Origin of the sequence: Enterococcus sp. DIV0240d (genome assembly GCF_051711245.1) — a bacterium.
Taxonomy (GTDB): Bacteria; Bacillota; Bacilli; order Lactobacillales; family Enterococcaceae; genus Enterococcus_D; species Enterococcus_D casseliflavus.
Map to the genome: position 1 here is coordinate 1,502,789 of NZ_JBIOMG010000001.1, position 13,296 is coordinate 1,516,084.

The 13,296-nt window shown below is 43.5% G+C and carries 10 protein-coding genes and 1 pseudogene; 8 read left to right on the top strand and 3 right to left on the bottom strand.

The window, feature by feature from the left end; translation table 11 throughout:
* Positions 1-11: 11 nt before the first annotated feature.
* The 7 genes and pseudogenes from kdpB (at position 12) to IGJ25_RS07045 (ending at position 8,758) form a co-directional block, all read left to right on the top strand.
* On the top strand, positions 12-2,042 hold the full coding sequence (kdpB, locus tag IGJ25_RS07015) for a potassium-transporting ATPase subunit KdpB (RefSeq protein ID WP_074931905.1): 2,031 nt from the start codon (positions 12-14) through the stop codon (positions 2,040-2,042).
* Positions 2,043-2,083: 41 nt separating this feature from the next.
* The gene (locus IGJ25_RS07020) at positions 2,084-2,620 is read left to right on the top strand and encodes a potassium-transporting ATPase subunit C (RefSeq protein ID WP_015509414.1); all 537 of its coding nucleotides are present in this window, start codon (positions 2,084-2,086) and stop codon (positions 2,618-2,620) included.
* A gap of 12 nt (positions 2,621-2,632) precedes the next feature.
* Positions 2,633-5,233, top strand: coding sequence for a DUF4118 domain-containing protein (locus IGJ25_RS07025; protein ID WP_438779216.1), 2,601 nt, complete (start codon positions 2,633-2,635; stop codon positions 5,231-5,233).
* 11 nt (positions 5,234-5,244) lie between these two features.
* Complete coding sequence (locus IGJ25_RS07030) at positions 5,245-5,937, top strand: response regulator transcription factor (protein WP_438779217.1); 693 nt, start codon at positions 5,245-5,247, stop codon at positions 5,935-5,937.
* A 219-nt stretch (positions 5,938-6,156) separates the two neighbouring features.
* The gene (locus tag IGJ25_RS07035; protein ID WP_010747906.1) at positions 6,157-7,179 is read left to right on the top strand and encodes a LacI family DNA-binding transcriptional regulator; all 1,023 of its coding nucleotides are present in this window, start codon (positions 6,157-6,159) and stop codon (positions 7,177-7,179) included.
* 147 nt (positions 7,180-7,326) lie between these two features.
* A pseudogene (locus tag IGJ25_RS07040) lies at positions 7,327-7,428 on the top strand (carbohydrate ABC transporter permease); the annotation flags it as partial.
* 19 nt (positions 7,429-7,447) lie between these two features.
* The gene (locus IGJ25_RS07045; RefSeq protein WP_438779218.1) at positions 7,448-8,758 is read left to right on the top strand and encodes an alpha-glucosidase/alpha-galactosidase; all 1,311 of its coding nucleotides are present in this window, start codon (positions 7,448-7,450) and stop codon (positions 8,756-8,758) included.
* Between the two features lie 253 nt (positions 8,759-9,011).
* Here the strand turns inward: IGJ25_RS07045 and IGJ25_RS07050 are convergent, their stop codons facing one another.
* Positions 9,012-9,443, bottom strand: coding sequence for a GNAT family N-acetyltransferase (locus IGJ25_RS07050; RefSeq protein ID WP_010747908.1), 432 nt, complete (start codon positions 9,441-9,443; stop codon positions 9,012-9,014).
* A 282-nt stretch (positions 9,444-9,725) separates the two neighbouring features.
* On the opposite strand from IGJ25_RS07050, the gene IGJ25_RS07055 reads away from it, so the two are divergent.
* A complete protein-coding gene (locus IGJ25_RS07055; protein WP_438779219.1) occupies positions 9,726-11,066 on the top strand; it encodes a peptidoglycan DD-metalloendopeptidase family protein in 1,341 nt (446 codons plus the stop codon).
* A gap of 95 nt (positions 11,067-11,161) precedes the next feature.
* Here IGJ25_RS07055 and IGJ25_RS07060 read toward each other — a convergent pair whose 3' ends face one another.
* Both IGJ25_RS07060 and IGJ25_RS07065 read right to left on the bottom strand, forming a co-directional pair.
* On the bottom strand, positions 11,162-12,457 hold the full coding sequence (locus IGJ25_RS07060; RefSeq protein ID WP_016249833.1) for an ISL3-like element ISEfa11 family transposase: 1,296 nt from the start codon (positions 12,455-12,457) through the stop codon (positions 11,162-11,164).
* Between the two features lie 207 nt (positions 12,458-12,664).
* Positions 12,665-13,033 (bottom strand): iron chaperone, encoded by a 369-nt coding sequence (locus IGJ25_RS07065; protein WP_081116761.1) that lies wholly within the window; start codon positions 13,031-13,033, stop codon positions 12,665-12,667.
* Positions 13,034-13,296 lie beyond the last annotated feature (263 nt).

Here is a 13,296-nt window from a genome sequence, read left to right on the forward strand (position 1 = left end):
AGAGAGAAAAAATGAAAAAAATCTATCAATGGGCGATCGGCGAATCCTTTAAGAAATTGGATCCTCGCCAACAAATCAAAAACCCCGTAATGTTTGTGGTTTACTTAGGGGCGATCTTGACAACGATTTTATGTTTTCAAGAACAAACGGTCCCGTTGTGGTTTAGCATCAGTGTGACCATCTTCTTATGGTTGACCTTGTTGTTTGCCAATTTTGCCGAAGCAGTGGCAGAAGGGCGCGGCAAAGCACAAGCGGATAGTTTGAAGCAAGCCAAAAAAGAAATCATGACCTACAAAGTCATGTCCTTGGAAGATGTCGCCAAGGAGGCTTTTATCGAAGTCCGATCCTCCGATTTGAAAAAAGGCGACTTGGTGTATGTTCCATCTGGCGAACAAATTCCTGCCGATGGGGATGTCGTGGAAGGTGCTGCTTCGGTGGACGAAAGTGCCATCACAGGAGAATCAGCCCCTGTCATTCGTGAGTCTGGCGGCGACCGCAGTGCAGTCACGGGAGGAACGTTAGTCGTTTCCGATTACTTGGTCATCAAAGTGACCGCTGAAAATGGCCACTCCTTTTTGGATAAGATGATTGCGATGGTGGAAGGGACGCAACGGAAAAAAACACCCAATGAGATTGGCTTGCAGCTGTTCTTAGTGACACTGACCATCATCTTCTTGGCTGTTTCCATCACATTGATTCCTTTTACCGATTTTAGCAGTCAGTTATCTGGTCGGGGAACGGCGATTTCCAGTGTGATCGTGATCGCTTTATTGATTTGTCTCGCACCGACCACGATCGGCGCCTTGATTTCCTCGATTGGGATCGCTGGAATGAGTCGTTTGACCAAAGAAAACGTCATCGCCATGAGTGGCCGCGCGATTGAAGCAGCAGGAGATGTGGATGTTTTGCTGCTGGATAAAACAGGAACCATTACTCTGGGGAACCGCCGTGCCAGTGAGTTCTTGCCGGTACCGGGGGTCACCGCCAAAGAGTTGGCAGATGCAGCGCAGTTGGCATCTTTTGCCGATGAAACGGCGGAAGGCCGCAGTATCGTGATTTTAGCCAAAGAAGCCTTCAATATTCGTGAACGGGAATTTCAGCAAGCCGATGTTCATTGGATCGATTTTAGTGCCAAAACACGGATGTCTGGGATCGACTATCGTGGTGATGAGATCCGTAAAGGAGCTGCGGATACGATCAAGCAATATGTGACGGCAAAAGGGCAGACCTATCCCACGGCATGTGACGAGATCGTAGAAAAGGTCGCTAAGGCTGGTGGAACTCCATTGGTCGTAGTGAAAAATGGCCAAGTACTCGGAGTCGTTTATTTAAAAGACATCGTGAAAAACGGGGTTAAAGAAAAATTTGCCGACATGCGCAAGATGGGTATCAAGACGATCATGATCACTGGGGACAACCCTTTGACGGCAGCTGCTATTGCCGCCGAAGCGGGCGTCGATGATTTCTTAGCCGAAGCAACACCAGAAAACAAAATGAACCTGATTCGCGAATATCAGGAAAAAGGGCATTTGGTGGCGATGACAGGGGATGGAACCAACGATGCACCCGCACTCGCCCAAGCCGATGTGGCAATGGCGATGAACACTGGTACGCAAGCAGCCAAAGAAGCGGGCAATATGATCGACCTTGATTCCAGCCCTACCAAATTACTGCAAGTAGTCCAAATTGGTAAACAGCTGCTGATGACCCGTGGGGCATTGACGACCTTTAGTATCGCGAATGATATCGCCAAATATTTCGCAGTGATCCCTGTTCTGTTTTATGCGATTTATCCAGAACTCGCAGCGCTGAATATCATGAATCTTGGTAGTCCCTTAACTGCGATTTTGTCCGCAGTCATCTACAATGCAGTCGTGATCATCGCCTTGATCCCTTTGGCGTTAAAAGGGGTCAAATACCAAGAAAAACCAGCCAGCCAAATGCTGCGGCACAATCTGGTCGTCTACGGCCTAGGCGGCATCATCGCACCATTCATTTGCATCAAGCTAGTAGATTTGCTTTTGTCAGCTGTTCTGCTATAAGAAAAATCCATCAGAGTCAAGGAGTCATTTAGGAGGAAAACATGATGAAGAACACCCTCTTTGCCAGTATCAAATTTTTACTAGTTAGTACCGTGCTATTTGGCGGTCTCTATACATTGTTGGTCACTGGTGTCGGACAAGTCTTTTTTGCCCATCAAGCCAACGGCAGTCAAATCGTGGAAGACGGAGCGGTCAAAGGATCTGAGCTGCTTGCGCAACCCTTTGACCAAGCAGGTTACTTCCAAGGGCGTGATCAAACCGTTTCACAATTGTCGCCCTATGATACGACCCAAAAAAAGACTGTAGCTGAGCGGACAGCGACGTTGCTGGCAGAAAACCCAACCCAAACCAGTGTGCCGATCGATCTCGTGACCGCTTCGGGTAGTGGCGTTGATCCTGATATCAGTGTCGAAGCGGCACTTTTTCAACTGCCACGGATCGCTGACACAAGAGGCATCGATGAACAAATAATTCATGATATAATAAACAGGAATAAAGTAGCTGATCTGTTCTCCACGAGAGAATACGTCAATATCATGACCTTGAATCAGCAGCTCGATCAATTACCCGAGGAATAGGGGGAAGCATCTATGAGTGAAAACAACCAGCAGACGATCCCAGAAGAGATGCTGCTGCAAGCAGGCTTTGGACCTAAACGTGGCAAACTACGGGTGTTTTTCGGTTTTGCTGCAGGTGTCGGAAAAACCTATACGATGTTAACCGAAGCCCATGAGTGTTTGCTCATGGGCAAAAATGTGGTGATCGGCTATATCGAACCCCACAAACGTCCCGATACCAATCGATTGCTTGAAGGGTTACCACAAGTACCATTAAAGCAATACCAGCACAAGCAATTGACGCTTTATGAGCCAGATATCGATCGACTGATCCAACTAAAACCAGATATCGTCTTGATCGATGAGTTGGCACATACCAATCCCATTGGTGCGCGAAACAAAAAACGTTACCAAGATGTCGATGAACTATTGAATGCAGGAATCACCGTCTATACGACCATCAATGTCCAGCATATCGAAAGTCTGAATGATATCGTGGAAAAGGTCACAGAAGTGGAAGTCAGAGAAACGGTGCCTGACACCTTTTTCCAACACGCCAGTTTGCGGGTAGTGGATGTTGAACCAGACGAACTGATCGATCGATTGGAACAAGGAAAAATCTATGCTGATGAAAATGCCAAACGAGCGCTAAAAAATTTTTTTACGCCAGAAAAACTTGATCATCTGCGGGGATTAGCGATCCAAAAAGCTTCCAATCATATCAATCAAATGAACGGCGGTCGAAAACGAGTTCAAAGCAAGCTTTTGACCATCATTGATGATCGCTTGCCGAAAATGGCAGAAAAATACATTCGTTGGACCGCTCGCTTAGCCCAAGGAGTCGGTGCCGAATGGACGGTCATCCAAGTTCGATCGTTAGATGATACACCTACCGAAGTGCCGTTGGCAGAGCGTTTGGGTGCAGAAGTCATCAACATTGAAGCGGATGACAGTTTTGAAACCATCGTAGAGTATGCCAAAATGACGGGTGCCAGTGACATTATCATGGGGAAACAGGTTTCTCAAAAGTGGTTTCAAAAATTGTTTGTCGAGGATTTAGAAGACCGCTTGATTCGCCGCCTTGATGACATTGAGATCCATTTGATTCCTTTTAAAGAAAAAATGCAGCGACCACGGCTGACGTTTTCGCAATTATTTGAAGGCGGCGGTCGAGATTTCACCTTGACCTTTGGGCTGATCATGCTCGCCACCTTAGTGACAGAAGGCATGCAGTATCTGCATTTCGGCGAGCAGAACTTGATGCTGGTCTACATCTTTTTTGTTCTCTTAGTGGCCCGTTACACGAGTGGCTATCTATGGAGTGCCATGGCATCGATCATTAGTGTCCTTTCTTACAACTGGTTCTTTGTCGAACCCTTGTATTCCTTGACGGTCTATAAAGCAGGTTATCCAATCACATTAGTGATCATGCTGATCGTTGCCTTGATGATCAGTAACTTGATGGTTCGATTGAAGACCCAAGCAGAAAATGCCAAGGAAAAAGAGCATCAAATGGAGATATTGTATGAACTGAACAAACAATACATGGAAACGCGGAATGAGCAAGAAATCTATGAAAGTACGACCACCTATTTGGCACGCTTACTCCAGCGAGAAGTGGCGTTATATGACAGAGAAGGCCATTTAAGAAGTCTGCATTCTTCAAGAGAAACACTGTCTCAACTGACTGGCAAGGATGAGAAAGCCGTCGCTTTTTGGGTCGTGAAAAATCAAAAAGAAGCTGGTCGCGGCACAGATACTCTGATTGGTGCCAATGGGTTTTACTTGCCGATCGTTTTAAACGGCAAACCACTAGGCGCCCTTGGGGTAGAACGCAACGAGGAGCATCAGTTGGCCAATAGTCAATTGAATTACTTGCGCCTTGTGATCACCCAAATCGCGACCGTGTTGGAACAAGTCTCATTAGCGAGTGAGAAAGAACAGATCCAATTAGAAAACGAACGGGAAAAAGTCCGCAGCAATCTGCTGCGTGCGGTCTCCCATGACTTGCGGACCCCCTTGACGACAATTTCTGGCATTGCCGAAACATTGAGTGAAACCGAAGGCGTGATCAAAAAGGAAACGAAACAAAAGCTGCTAGGAGACATCCAAAGTGAATCCCAGTGGTTGATCCGCATGGTTGAAAACTTATTGTCGGTGACCCGTATCAACTTGACCAATATGGCGGTCAAGCGCAGTGAAGAACCAATCGAAGAAATTATCGAAGCGGTTTTGACACACCTAAAGAAAGTCTATCCGCAACAAAAAATCATCGTGAAGATGCCTGATCAGCTGATTTTTGTCCAAGTCGATCCCATCTTGATCGAACAAGCCTTGTTTAATTTGATTGAAAATGGGGTTCGCCATGGAACCGCCGATACACCGATTTTCTTGCGAGTTTCTCAAGAGCAAGAAGTGGTCATTGAAATCGAAAACCAAGGGGAGATCCCCTTAGGGCAATACCAAAAAATCCAAGCGAATTTGACCAATGACACCGAAGTGCCGGTGGATTCAAAAAATGGATTAGGTATCGGACTGAGTATCGTTAAAACCATCATCCATGCCCATGAAGGCAAATTGGCGATCGAAACGAAAGCAGGGAGTACGATCTTTCGTATTTATTTAAAGCAGTAAGGAGGGAGAACATGCAGCGACATTTTTTATTGATTGAAGATGATTCGAATATCGTTGATTTTATGGAAGTCGTCTTGCAAAGAGAGCATTACAACTTTACATCAGTCGGCACTGGCATGGAGGCATTGATGCTCTTGCAGGAAGAAACCATCGACTTCATCTTGCTGGATCTGGGCTTACCGGACATTGATGGTATGGAGCTGATGAAAATCATCCGTAAGCGCATGAACACACCGATCATCGTGATCTCTGCTCGCAAAGATGAACAAGACAAAGTGCAAGCATTAGACCTCGGTGCCGATGATTATGTAACGAAGCCCTTCAGTACCAATGAGTTATTTGCCCGCATTCGCACGGCACTACGGCACAAGGAGACAACTGCCTTTAGCAGCAGCCCAATTCTTGTAAACAAGGAGTTAACGATCGATTTTGAAAAAAAAATCCTGTACAAGAATCAAAATGAGATCCATTTGACCAAAAACGAATACCGCATCATGGCAGTTATGTTCAAGAATTTAGGCAAAGTTGTCACTTACGATACCCTGACTAGCGAAGTCTGGGGACCTTTTGCAGCGGATGCACAAACTTTGCGAGTCAATATCTCAAACATTCGCAAAAAAATCGAAACCAATACGCTGCAGCCAGAATATTTGATCACTGAAATCGGCGTCGGGTATCGCTTGCGGGAGTATCCAGCAGAGTAGCGGTCGTCATAGGAAATAAGGAGGAAAAACGAGCAGCGGTTCTTTGGTCGCTGCTCGTTTCTATTTTTTGTTAATTGCGAAGAGACGTTGAACTGATTGCTTCTCCATAGATGATTTGAAACTGTGGGTAAACAAGTAGGTTGGTTGTTAACTAAAATTTCTTTTCATTCTGATCATTTTGTGTTTATATCATAGTATAAAGTAAAAAAGGAGAGTATTATGGCAGGAATTAGAGACGTCGCAAAACGAGCGGGTGTATCGATCGCAACTGTATCGAGGGTGCTCAATGAAGATCCTACGTTATCTGTCACGCAAGAAACAAAAAATAAGATCAACGAAGCCGTGGAATATTTTCACTATAGTAAGAAGAAAGTACCTGTGAAAAAGGCAATGAATATTGCAGTGGTATCCACTGTTTCGGAAGAAGCTGAATTAGAAGATCCCTATTTTCGGGCGATTCGTCGTGGCATTCAAGCACAAGCAGAACAAAATAAGTTTCGCATAAAAAAAACGTATTATATGTCTGAACACCCCGTTGCCATTGAGGAGCTAAGGGAGTATCAGGGAATCCTTGTCATTGGTCAAGTCTTGCCAACTTTTTTAGCAAAGATCGCAGCAGTCAATCCTCATATAGTCGTGATCGATGATCCTTCTTTGTCTTCAGAATGGGATGCGGTATATACGGATTTCTCTATAGCAGCAACCGAGCACTTAGAGCGTTTGTATAAAAAAGGGCATCGAAATATCGCTTTTATTGGGGGATATCGGGTACGTCTGGATGCATCCAGTGAGATACATCAATCGCCAGATGATATGCGGATGATCACTTATGTGTATTGGATGAAAGAAAAAGGATTGGAAGAATACATCAATGTCTACCTAGAAGGATGGAACACATTAGACGGTATCAAAGCCACTGAGCAATTGCTTGAACAATGCAAAGAGAGCCTTCCTTCAGCTATTATGGTCGCCAATGATTCGATTGCAGTTGGTACATATCGCTCCTTGCAAAAACGTGGGTATCGGATACCAGAAGATATTTCAGTAGTCAGTTTCAACAATATCGAAGTTGCAGAATTTTTGACCCCATCTTTAAGTACCGTTGCCATCGATATGGAAGAACTGGGAAAAATTGCTTTACGGATGGTAGAAGAGCGGATCAAAGGCATTCGTCAAGTACCTGTTAAAATCATGGTGGCCAGTAAGATGATCGTCAGAGAAAGTGAAAAAGAAAGAGATTAATGCTAAGAGTAAACACTGTAAAGTGTTTACTATTTTTATTTTAGTTAAAAGGCATTGACAATCTGATTAGTAAACAGTATATTTGTTTTGTAAAAAGAAAACGGATACATAAAAAGAGCATGAATCATTTCAAGAAAGTGGCTCTAAATGGCAGGCTCGCTACTAGCGATTTGGCCCATGGTTGCTGTCTTTATCATTTTTCAACGTAAATTTATTGAAGGAATTGCCACTACTGGCGGTAAATTATAAAAGAATGGAGCAATAGAGAATGACAAAAATCACCTTTATTGGAGCAGGAAGCACTATTTTTGCTAAAAATGTTCTAGGAGATGCAATGTTGACCCCGAGCTTAGCAGATTCCCACATCGTCCTTTACGACATCGATGAGAAACGACTTCGTGAATCCGAGGCAATGTTAAAGACGACCAATAAAAATGCCAATCAAAACCGAGCAGAAATACAGGTCTATCATGACCGCAAAGAAGCACTAAGAGATGCCGACTTTGTAGTAAACGCCATTCAAGTTGGTGGCTACAAACCTTCCACCGTCATTGACTTTGAGATACCGAAGAAATATGGCTTACGTCAAACAATAGGTGACACGATGGGCATTGGCGGAATATTTCGGACGTTGCGTACGTTACCAGTCATGTTGGAATTTGCTCGAGAAATGGAGGAAGTTTGTCCAAATGCATGGTTGCTGAATTATACGAACCCGATGGCGATGCTGACGATGGGGGTATTGAAAGCAACATCCATCAAAACGGTTGGGCTTTGTCATAGTGTGCAAGTATGTGTTCCAGAATTATTCGAGTATTTAGGGATCAAAGAACAATATGATCTGGCTGACTTCCAGTGGAAAATTGCTGGGATCAATCATATGGCATTTTTATTGGAAATTACCAAAGATGGGGAAGATTTCTATCCAACGATCCGTCAGTTGGCTGAAGAGAAAGAAAATCCCCACCGTGATTCAGTCCGCTTTGAATTGATGAAACGTTTTGGCTATTATATTACAGAATCTAGTGAGCACAATGCCGAGTATCACCCTTATTTCATTAAATCAAAATACCCAGAATTGATCGACGATTTGGGGATTCCGTTGGATGAATATTTAACCCGTTGCGAAAATCAGATTCGCGATTGGGAAACAATGCGGGAGGATATCGTCGATAATGGCGATTTGACCCATAAGAGAAGTCGGGAATACGCCTCTTATATCATGGATGCCATCAAGACCGGCAATCCAACCGTTATTGCTGGAAATGTTTTGAATAAAGGCTTGATCACCAATTTACCAGAAGATGTCTGTGTGGAAGTTCCATGTTTGGTGGATAAGAACGGCATCCAACCAACCTACGTCGGCGCTTTACCAACGCAGCTTGCTGCATTGAACCGAACCAACATCAATGTGCAAGAATTGACTGTCGAAGCAGCGTTGACCCTTGAGAAAGACAAGATTTATCAAGCAGCATACCTCGATCCTCATTTATCATCAGAACTATCATTGGCAGACATTACCCAATTAGTCGACGATTTGATCGAAGCCCATGGGGATTATTTACCAGATTATCACTGATAAAAAAGGAAACTGGTTCACTCAAACGGTATCGAAAAAAATCCTTTGATTGGTATCGCGAAGTGATTGTCACCAATGGGGGAACCATTGGTTGAAATACCGCTAGTAAATAAAGAAAGCATTGCCGATCCAGCAAATGGAAGGCAATGCTTTTTGACGTTTAATGTATCCATTGATTCGACGGGTCAGCCGATCAGCGGTTATGGTCGTACGATTGATCAAAAGGGGAAAAAGAAGGTGAAAAAAAGCAGCATCAACGATGCCACTCCATGGTGTTTTCGATTTCATTGGTATCAGAGTCCAGTTGTTCAGAAACGATGGTAAAGTCATGTTTGAGATAAAACGCAATAGCAGCTGTATTTTTTTGGTAGACGTTCAGAGTCAGCTTCTCGTGTTCTGCTTGTACTTTTTGTAAAAGCTGCTTTCCAATGCCGTGGGCACGATAGTCTTTCAAAACGAAAATACCAGCGATATACTCATCCAACATCCCGATGAAGCCGACAGGCTGATCATCCACCGAATAGGTGTAGATAAGGGCATCGGCAAAGGCTTTTTTCACAAAGTCATAGTTATCTTGCCAATGGGCAGCTGAAATAAAGTCATGGGCTTCCAAATTGCTTTGCAGCCAAATCTGGGCGATAGTTTCTAATTCAGAATCGGTAAATTTGGTCACTTGTTGTATCATGAGAACCTCCTTTTTTTATTCAGTATAGCATAGTCCACTGCTGATTACTGCAAATCGCGGCATTTTCGTAGGCAATCGGATAGGAGATGAACCGATTGATAAGTAACGAAGGTTAAATGGCGAAGAAAAGCAATCTTTTTCGTTGAAATATTCTAACAACTTTGTTTCAGCTAGATGTCAATTTCTTGCAGCCAGATGTTATTTGTGTGAAAACAGCCCCAAGAGTGACATCTTTCGGTATGCTAGAGAAAGCGATAAGACACATCTAGTTAAGGAGAAAAAATGAAAAAGACACTTTTGGTTGCAAGTTCACTTGTTTTGCTGACGCTGCCTGTCGTGACGGTATCCGCAGACAGCTTTGATCAGAAGATCCAGCAGCAAAATGAAAAAATCAATGACATAAAAAATGAATCCACCTCATTAGAATCACTGAAACGATCTACAGAGGCAGAGATTCAATCGATTGAAGGAGAAATCCAAGCAATCCTACAAAAGAAAACGGCGACGGAAGAAGAAGTCAATGCCTTGGCACAAGAGATCCAAGTCCTTGAAGAGAAAATCATCAAGCGCACAGAAGTACTGGCGAATCAAGCGCGTGACATTCAAACGTCGGAACCTTCCAATCGTTTGTTCCAAAAAATCGTTGATGCGGAATCCATCGGAGAAGCCATTCAACGGGCGATCGCTTCTGTAACGATCATGAATGCCAGCAACAGTATCGTCGAACAACAGCAAGAAGATATCGCAACGAGCCAGAAATTGGAAAAAGAGTTGCAGGAACAATTGGTTGCGATCGAAGAGCAGTCAAACGCATTGCAAGGAAAACAAGCGGAATTAGCTGATGTCAAATTGAATCAAGAAGTTGCACTAGCCGACCTTGCCTTGGCGTTGAACACCGAGGAAGAGAAAAAAGACCAATTGGAAGCAGACAAAGCAGAAGCACAACGGCAAAAAGAAGCAGCGTTGAAGCAACTGGCTGAGCAAGAAGCACAAGAAGCAAAAGCGCGCAAAGAAGCAGAAGAAGCAGCAAAACGTCAGCAAGCAGCAGAAGCCAAGTCAGCTGAAACCGCCGAAAGTCCTGCCGTTCAACAAGCAGCAGTGGCAGCAGCCCAGCCGAAGACGGAAGCCGCAGTGGCGCCAGAAACATCGGTGTCGTCAGAAAAAACTGCAGCTACGCCTGCACCTGTGCAGCAAGCAGCTGAGCCAAAGGAACAAGCAAGCACAGGTGGATGGCAAATGCCAGTCGATTCGGTTCATATTTCGAGTCGTTTTGGGTATCGAACAGATCCAACAGGTGCATCAGGAAATCAACATAATGGCATCGACTTTACTGGGGGGACAGGAACGCCGATCTATGCGATCCAAGCAGGCGAAGTCGTTGAAGCGGGCTATGGTCCGTCAACTGGTAACTATGTGATCATCAAACATGCCAATGGCGTTTACAGCTACTACATGCACTTTAGTACGCTGCCAGCTGTTTCGGTCGGACAAAGCGTCTCAGCTAGACAATATGTTGGCGGTATGGGAACGACTGGAAATTCAACTGGCGTCCATCTACATTTAGGGATGTCAACAAGCTTATGGTCAGGATTCTTTGATCCGGCGCCAGAAATAGGCTTATAATAGTCAGAAAAACGGCTCTTTGTCAATAAGGACTGATGAGTTGTGCAAAATCAAATCTGGGTCAGAATGAACCACATTCTGGCTCAGATTTTTTGTTATCTTACATTGATTAATTGATTGATCAAAAAGATTCTAATTCTCATGTTCTCGAATGATTTAAATCCGTAGGATACTCGTTTCATTGTCTTTATGTGGGTATTCTTCGCTTCTATTTTTCCATTGGAATAAGGATAGATCATTGCGTTGGTGATGCCTTCTTCATAGGTCAGAAGGTTTTGAAGCTTTTCCCGAAAGCCGTCATCTAACGTTTCGGGAAGTTCTGCCAATAAGGAGAAAAATAAGTCAGGGTCTTTGTCTCGAAAGGCTTCAACTAATTCATGAAAAAAGCGATACGCCTCCTTTAGGGGCGGAGAAAACTCAAGCAATCGATCAATCATCATTGCTTCAGTAAGAAATGGGTATTTTGGTGCTCGGAAACTTTTCCATGTTTTGTATTCATAATGGTTGATGTTTGCACGATTTTTTAGCAAAAAGCGCCAGTTCTTTTTCAGTTTTTCTGCCTGGCTTTTCTGTCCGGCTTTACGAAGTTCATTCATTTCACGGATACGCAACTCATTGAACGCTTGATTCATGTGTTTGACAATATGAAACCGATCAATCACGACTTTCGCATTTGGCAGAACACGTTTGGTGAGCTGGAAGTAGGCGGCGTTCATGTCTGTCACCAAGAATTCTACTTCTTCTGGATTGGTACAACCTAAGAAATAGCTTGTTAATCGAGGTAATTTACGCGTAGGCAAAACATCTATTAATTTTCCTGTTTCGCCATCTGCACAAATAAAGCTCATTTTATCTTCTATAGAAGCATGCGAACGAAATTCATCAACCATCAATACTCTGGGGAGAATCTTCTTAGATTGCTTTGGTAAATAGCTTTTAAACTCTTTCAATGTACGAATAACGGTGGTCAAAGATACCTGACAGCTTTTCGCAATAAAAGATAAAGATACTTTTTCAGTCAGTAAAGAAGCAATTTTATATCTAACATGATTTGCGATTGAATGTCTGGGTTGGACAAAATAACTTTGAGCAGTCCAATGGGTGCGACAGTTTTTACAGGTATAGCGCTGCTTTTTTAGGCGCATAACCAAAGGCATATGATTGTATTGTTCAAAACGGACAATCGTTTCCTTCTTCCCATTTTTCACTATAATTGCTTTCCCGTTTCCATCTACCACAGTAGAACCACAACTTCTACAAGCACGAGGAGTAGGCGAGAGAACAGCATCGACGACCAACGTCTTTTTCTTCTGAAGGGTCTCGTAAGAGACCTCTGTAATCATCAAATCTTTCTCTATTATTCTCAGCATTTTTTTGATAGAATCATTCATATAGCATATCGTCCTCTCAGTTGTTTATTTTGTGGTGATTTAATCATACTAGAGAACGATATGTTTTTTAATACCTAAAATGAAAATGGGGCTGAAGAATCAATTCTGATTCATCAGTCCCATAAATTATAGAGCCAGAAAAACCGCAGAAGCGAACCAGCTTCTGCGGTTTTTAAGTTGCTCATTTTTTACGAAGTCTCGATTGGCTCAGCGCCAAAAGCGGGTCATCTCCGCTTTGTCTTTCAGGTTGAAAGCGATCATGTCCTCAATCAATGCTTGATCGATCGGCTCAGTCCACCTGATGCGAAAAATGTTATCCGTATGGCTGTAGCCAGCTTTTTCGATAGCATCGGCAAACTGTTCAAGACACTTGGTTTCAGGGGAGACAGAAAAATGCGGTTTTGAAACGCTGAAACCGATAATAAAGGTCTCATGGGCGGTAAACATCGGCTGATTCCACTTGATGACTGGAACGAGGTCAGGAAATTTCTTGGTAATAGCGGCAAATAAGGCACGCAGTTTTTCTTGCTTTACTGGATCTTCAATGCTGGTTAAGTAAGTTTCTAATACATCCATTGGGAGGATCTCCTTTCGTTTTAAGGAACGAGTACAGGGAATGTCGATCACTAAAAATAACGCGTGTTCGAAATCAAACATTTTGTTACTTAGAGTGTACTGTAAAGTTAGCAAGTTTACAAACCTGTTGCCTTGTTTGGGGGATAAAGCCTTCAGGAACAAACACTGTTTGCAAAAACGAATGCTAAAAATAACTTTTTTCTACTCGAACAAAAGCCAAGAGTCAGGAACATTCCCTCGCTATCCTGCAAGGTTCCTTGAGA

Bases quoted from the DNA above. Each gene is read 5' to 3' on its own strand.
- kdpB (WP_074931905.1), top strand. From the start codon at position 12: ATGAAAAAAATCTATCAATGGGCGATCGGCGAATCCTTTAAGAAATTG.
- IGJ25_RS07020 (WP_015509414.1), top strand. From the start codon at position 2,084: ATGATGAAGAACACCCTCTTTGCCAGTATCAAATTTTTACTAGTTAGT.
- IGJ25_RS07025 (WP_438779216.1), top strand. From the start codon at position 2,633: ATGAGTGAAAACAACCAGCAGACGATCCCAGAAGAGATGCTGCTGCAA.
- IGJ25_RS07030 (WP_438779217.1), top strand. From the start codon at position 5,245: ATGCAGCGACATTTTTTATTGATTGAAGATGATTCGAATATCGTTGAT.
- IGJ25_RS07035 (WP_010747906.1), top strand. From the start codon at position 6,157: ATGGCAGGAATTAGAGACGTCGCAAAACGAGCGGGTGTATCGATCGCA.
- IGJ25_RS07045 (WP_438779218.1), top strand. From the start codon at position 7,448: ATGACAAAAATCACCTTTATTGGAGCAGGAAGCACTATTTTTGCTAAA.
- IGJ25_RS07050 (WP_010747908.1), bottom strand. From the start codon at position 9,443: ATGATACAACAAGTGACCAAATTTACCGATTCTGAATTAGAAACTATC.
- IGJ25_RS07055 (WP_438779219.1), top strand. From the start codon at position 9,726: ATGAAAAAGACACTTTTGGTTGCAAGTTCACTTGTTTTGCTGACGCTG.
- IGJ25_RS07060 (WP_016249833.1), bottom strand. From the start codon at position 12,457: ATGAATGATTCTATCAAAAAAATGCTGAGAATAATAGAGAAAGATTTG.
- IGJ25_RS07065 (WP_081116761.1), bottom strand. From the start codon at position 13,033: ATGGATGTATTAGAAACTTACTTAACCAGCATTGAAGATCCAGTAAAG.